Raw genomic sequence first — 12,296 nt, 5'->3', positions numbered from 1 at the left:
CACCATAAGCGTCCTTGCTTTGAAAAGGGGTGCTTTGGAACCAGTTTCGGCGGTTGAACGAATCGGTGGCGGATGCCGCACCGATGGTGCTGGCAGCATCCTTCTGCCAGCATAGTATTGGCCCGGTTAGTCGTGCCCATTGTCTTGTGATAAGGGTGCGACCTCGGTTGCAGCAAGCTGCTGCGCGAACTGCTCGAGTGTGTCGCGATCCTCCTGCTCAATCGCATCGATACGCAGCGCCCGCGCCAGCCCCTGGCGTTTGAGCGCCTGCTCCCAGCAGCTTGCCTGGTGGCACAGGTAGGCTCCGCGCCCAGCGCGTTTGCCACCAGGATCAAGCGCAACGCGCCCTTCGGCGGTTCGCACCAGGCGAACCAGCCCGCGCTTGGTTTCCGAACGCCGACACGTGATGCACATGCGCATTGGCACGGGCTTCACGCGCGGGCCAGCCGATTTTTTCTTTGCCTGAGCCATAGCGCCAACTGTGCGGCTTACTCTTCGTCTTCGTCGCCGCCGGCGGCTTCATCATCTTCCGCCAGCATATACGAAGCGATCAGCCGGTCATTATTATAGATGTTGAGCTTTTGCGGTGTTGCGCGCAGCTGCACCATCTCGCCAATCAGGTCGTCGCCCAGCGGGCCGTAGCGATGGTTCTGGTACATCACCGTGCCGTCGGCGCGCACCTTGCGCGATTCGACTTTGGCGGTGGCCAGCGCCGCCTCGGTGGCAAGCAGCTCGGCGTCGGCGGCATCGCGGGCCTCGGCGGCGGCGCGCTCTTCGTCAAGCAGCGCGGTTGCGCTCTTGATGTCGATACGCCAGCCGCTAAGCTTGGCTGCCAGGCGGACGTTCTGTCCTTCCTTGCCAATCGCCAGCGAAAGCTGCTTGTCGGGAACGATCACCGTCGCGGCGTGCTCGTCGTCGCGCAGTTGCACTTCAACAACCTGGGCGGGCGAGAGCGCGTTCGCAATGAATTCTTTCGGGTCGGCCGACCACTGCACCACGTCGATCTTCTCGCCATTCAGCTCGTTGACGATGTTCTGGATGCGCACGCCGCGCATACCTACACACGAGCCAACCGGGTCGATGCCTTCCTGGCGCGCGGTAACGCCCACCTTGGTGCGCAGCCCTGGCTCGCGCGCAATCGACTTGATCTCGACGGTGCCATTGTATATCTCGGGCACTTCCATTTCGAACAAGCGCATGATCAGCTGCTTGTGCGTGCGCGACGCGATCAGGCGCGGGCCACGATCCTCATTGCGAATCTCCATCAGGTAGACCTTCAGGCGCTGCCCGTGGTAGTAGCGGTCGGAATCGACCTGCTCCTTGGGCGGCAGGATCGCCTCGGCCTTGCCCATTTCGAGAATGACATTGCCCTTGGAGACGCGCTGCACCGTTGCGGTAACAAGCTCGCCTTCGCGATCCATATATTCGCCGTAGATATGCGCCCGCTCGACTTCCTTGATGCCCTGCAAAATGACTTGCTTGGCCGTCTGCGCAGCAATGCGCCCAAAGTCGTTCGGCGTGCTTTCTACAACAATCGTTTCGCCAAGCTCGACGTCGGATTTGACGCGCTTTGCATCGACATAATCTATTTCAAAACGATCGTCGAAGACTTCGTCGACGACCTGTTTTTCGGCAAACACGCGCGCCTGGCCCGTCTGCGGATCGAGCTTGACCGAGACTTCGATTGGCGGCGGGTTATTGCCCAGGGTACGCCGATAGGCCGTCACCAGGGCTTTTTCCATAACTTCAACAATAGCTTCTTTTGGAATACCGCGCTCAGCAGCAATCTGCGAAATTGCGGCATAAAACTCGTGTTTCATGCGTTCCTCACCCTACCCTATCGAGGCAAACCGCCGTCTCAATCAAGTCGTTCGAAAAAGAACAATAAGAAAAGTGGGGGATACCCACTTTTCGGCGAAGTCCGTCTCGTGCAGCCGCTAGTATACCATTTCCGTGCTGCATTCGCAACCGCTAGGGTGCGGCGGTTGGCGCTGGGGTGGCACCGTCGGCGGGTGCAGGGTAGCTTGTTCCATCGGGTGCGGGGTACGAGCCACCGCCCGGCGCCGGGTAGCTCGTGCCGTCTGCGGGCGCGCCGCCATCGGCTGGGGCACTTGTCATAACTTCTTGTGGCGCAGCCGTGCCACCCGCTGGCGCGCTTGGGCTGACATCGCAGGCGGCGAGCCCGCCAACCACGACCAGCGACGCGAGGAAGAGACGAATATGTTTCATGTGCGGAAAGCTCCTTCTGTGTTTGATACCCCAAGCATAGTAGCGAAGCGCTACCGCATTGTCAAGGGATGGAGATACTATTTCAAAGCAACATTAGTGATGTAATGTTGCTTTGGAACGCTATATAAACCTGCCCCCTGGCGTTTTCTCCTGATTCTCTCATCTTATCGGCTGTGCGCGGCTTCTATAATGACGGCGCACCGCAGCGAGCACCACTCCCCTTTCAGATTCCCACATGAAGGAGGGCGACCATGGCACGCAAACCCCGGCCCCAGGTGTCGATCGACCAGCTGAACCAGATGCAGCGCTACCTCGGCGAGGAAATGTACGAGGACTACCAGGAAGGCTTGATGTCGCGGCGCGAGATGTTACGTCGAGTGCTGGGTATCTGCGGCGGCGCAGCGGCGGCAGCCGCCCTGCTGGCAGCCTGCGGCGACAGCACCGGCGGCGCAGCAACAGCCGTCCCAAGCTCGGCAGAACAGCCAACGGCCGCGCCAGCTCCCACAAGCGCGCCCGCGCCAACCGCAGCAGCCGAGCCAAGCGCCGCACCTGCACCCACCACAGCGGCGGCAGCAACAACGGCCCCGGCAGCCACAGCCCAGGCTTCAACGGGTGGTGCACCGCTTTCGGTGGCAGCCGACGACCCGGCAGTGCAGGGCAGCGATGTCACCTTCCAGAGCGCCACAACGGTAAACGCCTACCTCGCGCGCCCAAGCGCGGAAGGGAACTACCCCGGCGTGGTCGTCATCCACGAAAATCGCGGCCTGACCGACCATATCCGCGACGTAGCGCGCCGCCTGGCAAAGGCTGGCTACATCGCCGTCGCGCCCGATCTGGCCTCGCGCGCAGGCGGCACCGCCCAGGTGGGAGGTCAGGTGCAGGCCTACTTCGCGAACGCTAAACCCGAGGAGCTGGTGGCCGATCTCAACGCCGCCGTGGACTTTGTGTCCAAGCAGCCGGGCATCGCAGCGGGCAAATATGGCGTCGTGGGCTTCTGCTTTGGCGGGGCGTACACCCTGCGCCTTGCGGCGGCAAACCCGAATATGGCGGCAGCGGTATGCTACTATGGCGTTACGCCCGACCCCGCCAGCCAGATGAGCGCAACCAACGCGGCGATTCTCGGGCAGTATGGCGGCAACGACCAGCGTGTGAACAGCACGATTCCTGCGCTGGAAGAAGTTATGACAAGTAGCGGCAAGACCTACAAGAAGAACATCTACGACGGCGCGAATCACGCCTTCAACAATGACACTGGCCAGAACTATAACGAGGCAGCGGCAGTTGCCGCCTGGCAGGCAACGCTCGACTGGTTTGGGCAATACCTGAAGGCATAATCAATGCGCCTGGCGCGCGTTCAACGTGTGGTTGCGGCGCTGCTGATATTGATGTGCGTCGCCGGGGTGCTGCTCGTGCCTGATCGCGGGCAGCGCTTCGTGGTGCCGGGTGCATACGACGTGCGGGTGGCGCGCCCAACTGTGGGCGTGCGCGTGGTGACGTTTCGCGTGCCGGCCGGCACACCCGACTGGGCCTACACTCTGGATCGCTCGTTGCGTGCGCAGGGCTGGCTGCCGCCCGACTACTCCGGTGCAGTCGGCCAATTCACTATTTACACACACATTATGTCATTCTTCAGCATTTCGGTGTGGGAAGAAGCCCAGATCGGCGGCGACGCGCAGCAGGCGCGTATCACGCTGCGGCGCTGGTTGCGCGTCGCCTGGCCGAAATCGCTTTCGATCAATTTCTAGTGCGCTTTCAAAAGTGCATCACACCCGCCCGGCCAGATCCTCGACCACGCACGCCGCGCACTTTTCCCCGCTAATCATTGCCGCGTTCAGGCTGCTCGCCTCGGTGAACTCGCCCGCGAAATACAGCCCGCCGCGCCCGCTGCGGTTATCGGGCAGGGCTGGGTGCATGCCCGGTGCCTGCGCGAATTGCGCGAACGGAATGCGGTAGAGCCGCAATGGCTGGTAACCTGCCAGCGCGGCCTGGGCCGCCGCATCGCCCGCGAACATGGCGTGCAGGTCGCGCAAGCCACGCCTGAACAGCTCGGCGTCGTCCAACTCGGGCACGCCGATGACGGTTGCGGACAGCAGGTGTTTACCGGGTGGGGCGTACTCCGGCACGATATTCGTCAGCAGCTGCGCGTTGTTGACAAAGGCGTCGGGCGCGGGGTTGAGCAGCAGCTTGGCGCCTTCGTAGAAGGGTTTGTCGCCGCTGTAGTACAGCGTCACCGTGCCGCGTGCCGTTTCGGGCATCGGGCTGCCGCTCAGGCGGGCTGCCTCGGGCGCGGCAGCTGCGAGCACCACTGCATCGGCATGGATTTCTTCGCCACCCGCTAGACGCACACCAACCGCCCGCTCACCTTCGTAGAGAATAGCCTCGGCGGCGGTGCCAACGCGCACGCGCCCACGGTCGCGCAGTGGCGCGGCGAGCTGTGTGCTGATCGCGCCCATGCCGGCGGCGGGCAGGCAAGCCCGGCCATCGGCCAGCATTTTGAAGTCGAAGCGCAGGCATTTCGCGCTGGTTTCGAGCGCGCGGTCGAACAGCACACCGCCGTAGAATGGGCGGAAAAACAGGTCGATAGTGCGTTCGCTGAAGCCGCGCCGCCGCAGAAAGGCGTAGCTCGCTTCATCTGGCCCGGCCAGCATTTCGTCGATGGTTTGGCCGCGCAGCTCAAGCGCCAGCCGCAGGGTGCGCAGCTTGTCGAGCGGGGAAATCGCCAGCGTGCTGGCTGCCTCGATACGATCGGCCCAACTCGGGTCGCGCAGTGGGTCGGTCAGCACCACGCGCCGGCCGGGCAGGCAGATGAGCGCGCCGGGCGCGAAGGCGCGCAGATCGAGCTTTGGCAGGTCGAGCTGGCGCAGCACGGCGGGGTAGGCGTCGAACAGCACCTGAAAGCCACGATCGAGGGTATAACCGCCGGCGCTATCGCTGCGCACGCGCCCGCCGACATCATCTGATGCTTCGACAAGCGTTACGTCAACTTTCCAGCGGTCGAGCATGCGCGCGCAGGTGAGGCCAGCCAGACCAGCACCAACAATCACAACGTGCATAGTGTTCTTTCCATTCTATTTGCTTGCGGCGATAGTATACCAGCCCGCGCCAAAAACACGGGGAGCTGGCAAGCCAGCTCCCCGCGTCGTTTCTCACCCTCGCTTGAGTGGATTAGACCGCGCCGCGCGCCTTGTCCCAGGCGTAGCGCACCGAGTCCTTGAAGCGATCCCAGGTGCCCGGGTTGCGCTCTTCCCAGCGGCGGCGGGCATCACTCTCGACATCGGCCCAGTCGCGCTCGCGATAGGTCGGATCATTCGCCAGGTTGTAGCCGTAGCGGTAGACCGGCGTGTACTGGTCGTAGTCGTAGCCGCTCGCCGTGCCGTAGGTCTGGTAGTGCGTGCGGAAGTCGCTGTCGTAGCGGCCGAAATCCTCGGCGGCCTCGCCCACAGCATCGCCAGCCGCGCCGGCAACTGCACCCGCAGCCGCGCCAGCTACGCCACCGACGGCCATGCCAACCGGCCCGCCGACCGCGCCCATGGCTGCGCCTGTAGCGGCACCCGCCACCGCACCGCCAGCCGTGCCGACTTTGCTGCTTTCTTCCCAGTTCGAAACCGGGCCATCGCCAACTTCGCGGTCGTAATCGACCTGGCCAGCGCGGCTGGTTACGGGCGTATCGGCGCGGTAGGTCGTGTCGGTCGTGTAGGTGTCGCGGCGGGTTGCATCCTCAGCAGCCTCGCCAGCGGCGTCGCCAGCCGCGCCGGCAACTGCACCCGCAGCCGCGCCAGCCACGCCACCGACAGCCATGCCAACCGGCCCGCCGACCGCGCCCATGGCTGCGCCTGTAGCGGCACCCGCCACCGCGCCGCCAGCAGTGCCGACTTTGCTGCTTTCCTCCCAGTTCGACTCAACATCCGAGCCGACTTCGCGATCAGTGCCGGTGGCAGTGTTCAGCGGAGCGTTAAACTGGCCGTTGGTTGCACCTGTCGACGCACCCCAGCCCGTCGAAACGTCAGTTCCGTCAGCGCGATTGACCGGCGTGGTGTCGTAGGTTGCGCCCTCGGCGGCCTTCTCGCCAGCGGTATCGCCCGCCGCGCCCACGACAGCGCCGGTCACAGCGCCAGCCGCGCCACCAATCACGGTGCCGACCGGGCCAGCCACCGAACCCATGGCCGCGCCCGTAGCCGCGCCAGCTACCGCGCCGCCGGTCGTGCCGACTTTGCTGCTGCGCTCCCAGGCATTATCGCCATAGGTGGTGTCGTTCGGGTCGAAGCCGCCCCAGCCTTCGCCGCGCCAGTCGCCGCTGCGGCGCTCGACATCAACTGCGCCGGCGTTGTTCATAATATCGTAAGCGCGCTGGGCGACTTCGTCGGAAGCCTGCACCATCACCAGCGTACCGCCACGGCGCACGCCCTCGGCGTAGAAGCCGGCATCCTCTTCAGGGATACCCGCGCCAACCAGCGCGCCAATAATGCCGCCAGCTGCCGCGCCAATGCCCGCGCCGACCAGGGTGCTCGCGCCAGCCGCGCCAAGCGCAGCCGCCAGCGGGCCAGCCGCCAGCACCGGGCCAATGCCCGGGATGGCCAGCGCGCCGACGCCGACGAGCAAGCCCAGCACGCCGCCGAGCACGCCACCACCAACCGCGCCAGCGCCAGCGCCCTCGGCGGTTGCCGTGGTATCGCTCGGCGTGTAGCCGTCGGTGTTATTTGCCAAAATACTAATAGAATCGCGCGAGAAGCCGCCGTCAACCAGCTGCTGAACGACGTTCTGCGCTTCAGTGGTAGTATCAAACAAACCAACAATAGTCTTCGCCATGATTCTCCTCCTTATGATGCCCCTAACAACACTGTAGGAACATGTCGACGCATTCACGAAAGCTGTTCCTCTCAACCCAGCCTGTGAATGCTCGTGACCCGCGTAGGTGCGATGCCACTCTGCCTGTTTATCGTTGCAGGATTGGTGCCACGAACATGCGGAGTGGATGTTGAGGGACAAAGGAGGGCATTGGGACGCGCTTTATTCGGCGTGCTGTGCAGCCAGGCCAGCGCGGTCGAGGATGGTGATGGTGCCGCGATCAAGGCGAATCAGGCCCTGCGCTTCGAACAGTTTCAGCGACCGACCGACCATTTCGCGCACGGTGCCTAGCCGTGCAGCCATGTCGGCCTGTGTGAGCAGCGCACCCGCCTCACTGCCAGCCTGCTCAAGCAGCAGCGCGGCCAACCGGCCTTGTACGCTGTGCAGCGCCAGCTCGTCGACGAGATTGACCATATGCCGCAAGCGGCTGCTCAGTTCGGCCAGCAGTGACTGTGCCAGGGCGGGGTGTTCGCCAAGCAAAGCCAGCAGCGGAGCGCGCGGCAGCGCCAGCAGGATCACCTCAGTCATTGCTTCGGCGTTGGCCGGGCATAGCCCGCCATCGAACATCGGCACCGTGTTGAAATGACTGCCTGGCCCGATGATATTCAGGATCTGCTCGCGGCCGTTCGCGCCAAGCCGCAGAATTTTGACGCGGCCCTGCACCACAATGTACATTTGCTCGGCGGGGTCGCCTTCCAGCTGAATAATCGACCCGGCGCGCTGCTGCACACGCGCGCTGATACGCGCCAGTGCTGCCAGCGTCGTTTCGGGCAGGCTGGCGCAAAAGCCCACGCCGCGCAGCGCCGCACGTCGCTCGTCGCTCATTTCGTCCTCGCTGTGCCGAGGCCTCATTGTACCGCACACAACCGCCGGTGACGATTCCGCAACTTTCGCGTGCGCGACGCTGCATGTGACAAAAGTCGCTTTGTTTGCGGGCGCTGACTGCTAGGCTGGAGCCATTCAGCACAAAATGAAAGGATGGCTCCGATGACATCATACCTTCGCCTGATGAGCAGCGCGGTGCTTGTGCTCGGGTTGCTCGCCGCCTGTGGTGGCACGCGCGCCAGCACCCCACTTGTGGCGCAGCGCGCCCAGAACCCCACCGCAGCCCCGGCCGCAACAGCCACCGCAGCCCCGGCCAGTGCCGGCCAGCCAGCCGCCAGCAGCGCTTCGCTTGGCACGCTTGCGATCAAAGCAGTCGATCTCGGCTTCGAGCCAAAAACCCTGAATGTCGACAAACCGGGCCGCTACACCGTCACGCTCACGAATGACGGCGCAATACCGCACGATATCACCTTCCCCAACGGCAGCAAAATTGTTGCGAACTCCCATGAAACCAAGAGTGCCGACATCGAGGTGCCCGCCAGCGGCCTGAGCTTTATCTGCTCGGTACCCGGCCATAGCGACGCTGGCATGAAAGGCGCTATCTCGGTGGCTGGCAGCACGGCCGGCGGGCATAATGCCGACGACCACGGCGGCCCACCGCCCGCAAGCGACGTTCAGCCCGACGACAAGGCACCGGCCTACGAGCTGTATGACGCAACTGCGCCAGCACTGCTCAGCGGCGAAACCCACGACATCGACCTTGTGGTTGAAGAAAAAGACATGACGGTGGCGAAAGGCTTTGTGCAACACGTCTGGACCTTCAATGGCACCGTGCCCGGCCCGGTTATTCGCGTGAAGCTCGGCGATACGATGCGCATTCACCTGAAAAACCCGGCGACCAGCCAGCTCGCGCATTCAGTCGATTTCCACGCCAGCCAGGTGGCATGGAACGACGAAATGACCTCGATCAACCCGGGTGAAGAAAAGATCTATGAGTGGAAGGCCGATTATGCCGGCGTGTGGATGTACCACTGTGGCACATCGCCAGCGCTGCATCATATAGCGAACGGCATGTATGGCATGGTGATTGTCGAGCCGCAAGGTGGCTTGCCCGCCGTAGATCACGAATTTGCGCTGGTGCAGAGCGAATGGTACCTTGGCCCGCAGGGCGAGCCTGCGAGTCTGAGCAAGGCAGCAGCCGCCGCGCCCGCGCCCGACCTCGTGATGTTTAATGGCGTCGCCAACCAATATAAGGATAACCCGATCAAGATCGGCACGGGCAAGCATGTGCGGGTGTTTGTGCTCAACGCCGGGCCAAGCGTCGACAGCTCGTTCCACGTCGTCGGCACGATCTTCAACACCGTGATCAAAGAAGGCGTGGCGCTAACGCCCGATAATACCGGGCACTATGGCGCGCAGGCCGTCGATCTCGCCCCGGCGCAGGGTGCAATCATCGAGTTTACCGCCGCCGAGGATGGCTTGTACCCGATTGTGACACACGCCTTTAACTTCGTCGGGCGCGGAGCGCTGGGCTTGTTCCAGGCCGGCGATGGCGACCCAAAGAACTAACACGCCTTTGGTAAACACAACGCATATGCAGGTGCACAATCGTCCACAGATTACATGGATGGCACAGATTATACTTATGCTTTGAGCACAGCGCGTCTGGATCGTCTGCGTAATCTGTGGATTAGTAGAGTGCTGCCGGGCAGCCGGCACGTGTGCAAGAATAGGGAATGCAGTATGACTTCACCAGCACAGCTTTCCTGGCCCCTGCCCATTATTGCGCTCCAGCGCTGCACCGGTTGCGGCCTGTGCGCCGAACTCTGCCCGAACGGTGCCGTTGAACTCGTTGGGCAGAAGGCGGTGATAGCGCGCCCGGCCGACTGTACCTTCTGCGAAGTCTGCGAGTCGTACTGCCCGGAAGGCGCGATTGGTCGGCCGTTCAAGGTCGTGTTTGCATCGCCGGAAATATAGCTGTGCACACTCAGGCGCGATTCTTTATTCGCACCGCGCTGGCCCACCTGGTAGCGGCGTTCCTGGTTGGCGCGGCTGTGCTGCTCAACCAGGCGCTCGCAATCGACGGGCGGATCAGCGCGCTGCAACCAGTGTTTTACCACCTGCTGATGGTTGGGTGGGTCTCGCAGATGATCTGCGGTGTATCGCTGTGGATGTTCCCGCCCTTTTCGCGCGAGCGCCCGCGTGGCGATGAACGGCTGGGCTGGTTCGCGTATGGCGCGCTGAATGGCGGCCTGCTGCTGCGCGCCGTGTTCGAGCCGCTGCATGGCTGGTTTCCACGCGGGTGGTTTGGCTGGATGCTTGGGCCGGCGGCGCTATTGCAGGTGCTGGCGATCTGGGCCTATGTCGCGGCGATCTGGCCACGCGTGAAGGGCAAGCGCTGATGGTGGAGAGAACGCAATGCCGCGCCTAAGCCAGGTCATGATTCGCGCCGCGCTTGTGTGGCTGGCGATCGGCTACGGTTTTGGCGGGCTGGTGCTGTTTACCAAAGGCGCGCCGCTGCTGCCGTGGCTGTGGGCGCTGCGTGGCGCGCACATTCATATGCTTCTGATGGGCTGGTCGGTGCAGCTGGCGTGCGGCGTAGCCTACTGGGTGCTGCCGCGCCTCGATGCCAGCGGCGACCGTGGCGATGAGCGTGTGGTGCGCGCCAGCGCGCTGGCACTCAATGCCGGGGTTGTGCTTGGCGCTGTGCAAAGCATTGCTAGCACCTGGCCCGAGGCAGCAGTGTGGGCGCGCTGGCTTCTGCTGCTGGCGGGTGTGCTGTATGCGGCAGCGGCGCTGTTGTTTGCGTGCAACGCCTGGCCGCGCGTGCGCCCGTTTGGTGTGTTGCGCCGGCCACAGTAGAATCAAACAGAAAGGTGCAGGCTTCTGAATCACAAAAAAGCAGCGCCACTGCGGCGCTGCTTTTGGTTCTACGAGAAATTCTACTCGCCAACGGGCGACAGCAGGTAGCCTTTACCGCGCACATTCAGAATATAGCGCGGCGCGGTTGGGTCAGGCTCGAGCTTCTGCCGCAGGTGGTGAATGTGTGGCTTGATCAGCTCGCCGGCTTCCATCTCGTCGGTTTCGTAGCCCTGGGCGCAGCGCACCAGATGCGCGTAGGAAAGCATAGTGCCGGCGTGCTCGGCCAGGCACAGCAGCACGCGAAACTCGGTTGGCGTCAGCGCCAGTGTGCGACCGCCCAGCGAGGCTTCCTGCCGCCATGTGTCGAGGTGCAGCGCGCCCACGGTGATCGCCCGGTCGTTTGGCCCGCTCGCTTCGCCGGGTGCTGCGCCCGCGCTGCCACGCAGTTCCTGCACCGCTGCGCCAACCACGTCGAGCAGGGTGCGCTCGCGCATGCGCTGGGCGCGTGCCGTCAGGCCGGCCTTCACGCGCTCGATCACCTGCGCCGGCTCGGTGGTTTTCAGCAGGTAGTCGAAGACGCCCTGGTGCAAGCCTTCCACCGCCGTATCGAGCGAGCCGTGGCCGGTCAGCACAATAATTGCCAGGTCGGCCTGGCGCTTGCGGGCGGCAGCGACCACCTGCATGCCATCCATGCCGGGCATCTTGAGATCGACCAGCATGAGATCGAAGAGCTGTTGTTCCAGCAGCGCAACTGCCTCGGCCCCATTTTCCGCCGGCGTGACCTCGTAGCCCGTGCGCTTGAGCAGCGCACCGAGCGTGAGCCGGATCGACGCCTCGTCATCAACAATCAGAATACGCGCAACCTGAGTCATCATAGCTCCTATGGTGGTCCCAAGCAACGATCAGCGCCGGGCACGGCGCGGAGGTGGCGTGATGCCGGCGCTGATCGTAGCATTCGTCGGGGAGTGTGTCAAACCTTTGGCAGCGTGCGCGCCCCCGCGCTCACCACGCGCTGCACAGTTTCGCCAAGGTCGCGCAGCTCGACTGGCTTCGCCAGATAGTGTGTGATGCCGAGCGAGCGCATCTGGCTGCGCAGGCGCGGGGTGTCGTAGGCCGTCAGCACCAGCACCGCAATGTCCGCCTGCGCGTGCTGGATTTCTTTCAGCAGGGCAGTTTCGGCGCTGCTCTCGGTGCTGGGGTCGATAATCAGCAGATCGACATGATCGCCCAGGCAGCGCGCGCGGGCGGCACTGGCCGACGCGGCCGTTTCGATCTGCGCGCCCTGCGCAAGCAGGCGCTGGAGCCCATGCTGGGTGACAAGCGCCGCCATCGGGTCGTTATCAACTATGAGAATATGTGGCGTTGGCATCAGCTGTTCTACCTTTTCATCAGCGCGTTCGCGGGCAAAGTGGCCCTGTGGCTCATGCGGGCGGCATCGCTGCCAAACGCCGCATGAGGGCCTGTGAGCTATGCCGTAGCATAGCAAGAAGACCGCGCGCAAATGAAAAGAGTTGACAACGTTTTGTAGCGATTCG

Annotated in this window: 14 protein-coding genes; 6 read left to right on the top strand and 8 right to left on the bottom strand. The window is 63.5% G+C overall.

All coding sequences use genetic code 11. The annotated features are described in order from the left end of the window. Positions 1 to 126: 126 nt before the first annotated feature. From rnpM to M1P90_RS08880, 3 genes are all read right to left on the bottom strand, one after another. Positions 127 to 471, bottom strand: coding sequence for an RNase P modulator RnpM (gene rnpM, locus M1P90_RS08890; protein ID WP_483702261.1), 345 nt, complete (start codon positions 469 to 471; stop codon positions 127 to 129). A 17-nt stretch (positions 472 to 488) separates the two neighbouring features. Then, positions 489 to 1,820 carry a transcription termination factor NusA gene (nusA, locus tag M1P90_RS08885; RefSeq protein ID WP_483702260.1) on the bottom strand — a complete coding sequence of 444 codons (1,332 nt, stop codon included), beginning with the start codon at positions 1,818 to 1,820 and terminating at the stop codon, positions 489 to 491. 151 nt (positions 1,821 to 1,971) lie between these two features. After that, a complete protein-coding gene (locus tag M1P90_RS08880; protein ID WP_483702259.1) occupies positions 1,972 to 2,229 on the bottom strand; it encodes a hypothetical protein in 258 nt (85 codons plus the stop codon). Positions 2,230 to 2,480: 251 nt separating this feature from the next. On the opposite strand from M1P90_RS08880, the gene M1P90_RS08875 reads away from it, so the two are divergent. Together M1P90_RS08875 and M1P90_RS08870 are read left to right on the top strand one after the other, a co-directional pair. After that, complete coding sequence (locus M1P90_RS08875) at positions 2,481 to 3,563, top strand: dienelactone hydrolase family protein (RefSeq protein ID WP_483702258.1); 1,083 nt, start codon at positions 2,481 to 2,483, stop codon at positions 3,561 to 3,563. Between the two features lie 3 nt (positions 3,564 to 3,566). Beyond that, complete coding sequence (locus M1P90_RS08870) at positions 3,567 to 3,974, top strand: hypothetical protein (RefSeq protein ID WP_483702257.1); 408 nt, start codon at positions 3,567 to 3,569, stop codon at positions 3,972 to 3,974. Positions 3,975 to 3,992: 18 nt separating this feature from the next. On the opposite strand, the gene M1P90_RS08865 is transcribed toward M1P90_RS08870, so the two are convergent. The 3 genes from M1P90_RS08865 to M1P90_RS08855 all read right to left on the bottom strand — a co-directional run bounded on the left by M1P90_RS08865 (position 3,993) and on the right by M1P90_RS08855 (position 7,899). Next, positions 3,993 to 5,282: an FAD-dependent oxidoreductase gene (locus tag M1P90_RS08865; RefSeq protein ID WP_483702256.1), complete on the bottom strand. Its 1,290-nt coding sequence runs from the start codon at positions 5,280 to 5,282 to the stop codon at positions 3,993 to 3,995. Between the two features lie 112 nt (positions 5,283 to 5,394). Next, positions 5,395 to 7,035, bottom strand: a complete 1,641-nt coding sequence (locus tag M1P90_RS08860) for a general stress protein (protein ID WP_483702255.1) — start codon at positions 7,033 to 7,035, stop codon at positions 5,395 to 5,397. A 201-nt stretch (positions 7,036 to 7,236) separates the two neighbouring features. Beyond that, positions 7,237 to 7,899: a Crp/Fnr family transcriptional regulator gene (locus M1P90_RS08855; RefSeq protein ID WP_483702254.1), complete on the bottom strand. Its 663-nt coding sequence runs from the start codon at positions 7,897 to 7,899 to the stop codon at positions 7,237 to 7,239. A gap of 162 nt (positions 7,900 to 8,061) precedes the next feature. Between M1P90_RS08855 and M1P90_RS08850 the strand changes: the two genes are divergently transcribed. From M1P90_RS08850 to M1P90_RS08835, 4 genes are all read left to right on the top strand, one after another. Continuing rightward, positions 8,062 to 9,468, top strand: coding sequence for a multicopper oxidase domain-containing protein (locus tag M1P90_RS08850; protein WP_483702253.1), 1,407 nt, complete (start codon positions 8,062 to 8,064; stop codon positions 9,466 to 9,468). A 174-nt stretch (positions 9,469 to 9,642) separates the two neighbouring features. Beyond that, positions 9,643 to 9,876 carry an ATP-binding protein gene (locus M1P90_RS08845; protein WP_483702252.1) on the top strand — a complete coding sequence of 78 codons (234 nt, stop codon included), beginning with the start codon at positions 9,643 to 9,645 and terminating at the stop codon, positions 9,874 to 9,876. A 2-nt stretch (positions 9,877 to 9,878) separates the two neighbouring features. Next, entirely contained in the window at positions 9,879 to 10,301 is a 423-nt protein-coding gene (locus tag M1P90_RS08840; protein ID WP_483702251.1) for a hypothetical protein, read from the top strand. Between the two features lie 16 nt (positions 10,302 to 10,317). Beyond that, the gene (locus M1P90_RS08835; protein WP_483702250.1) at positions 10,318 to 10,761 is read left to right on the top strand and encodes a hypothetical protein; all 444 of its coding nucleotides are present in this window, start codon (positions 10,318 to 10,320) and stop codon (positions 10,759 to 10,761) included. An 80-nt stretch (positions 10,762 to 10,841) separates the two neighbouring features. Here the strand turns inward: M1P90_RS08835 and M1P90_RS08830 are convergent, their stop codons facing one another. After that, the gene (locus tag M1P90_RS08830) at positions 10,842 to 11,636 is read right to left on the bottom strand and encodes a response regulator transcription factor (protein WP_483702249.1); all 795 of its coding nucleotides are present in this window, start codon (positions 11,634 to 11,636) and stop codon (positions 10,842 to 10,844) included. Between the two features lie 95 nt (positions 11,637 to 11,731). Then, entirely contained in the window at positions 11,732 to 12,130 is a 399-nt protein-coding gene (locus M1P90_RS08825) for a response regulator (protein ID WP_483702248.1), read from the bottom strand. Positions 12,131 to 12,296 lie beyond the last annotated feature (166 nt).

The organism is Kouleothrix sp. 19917, assembly GCF_057073505.1.
Note: the sequence above shows the minus strand (reverse complement) of the source record. Positions and strands in the feature narration are given on the sequence as shown.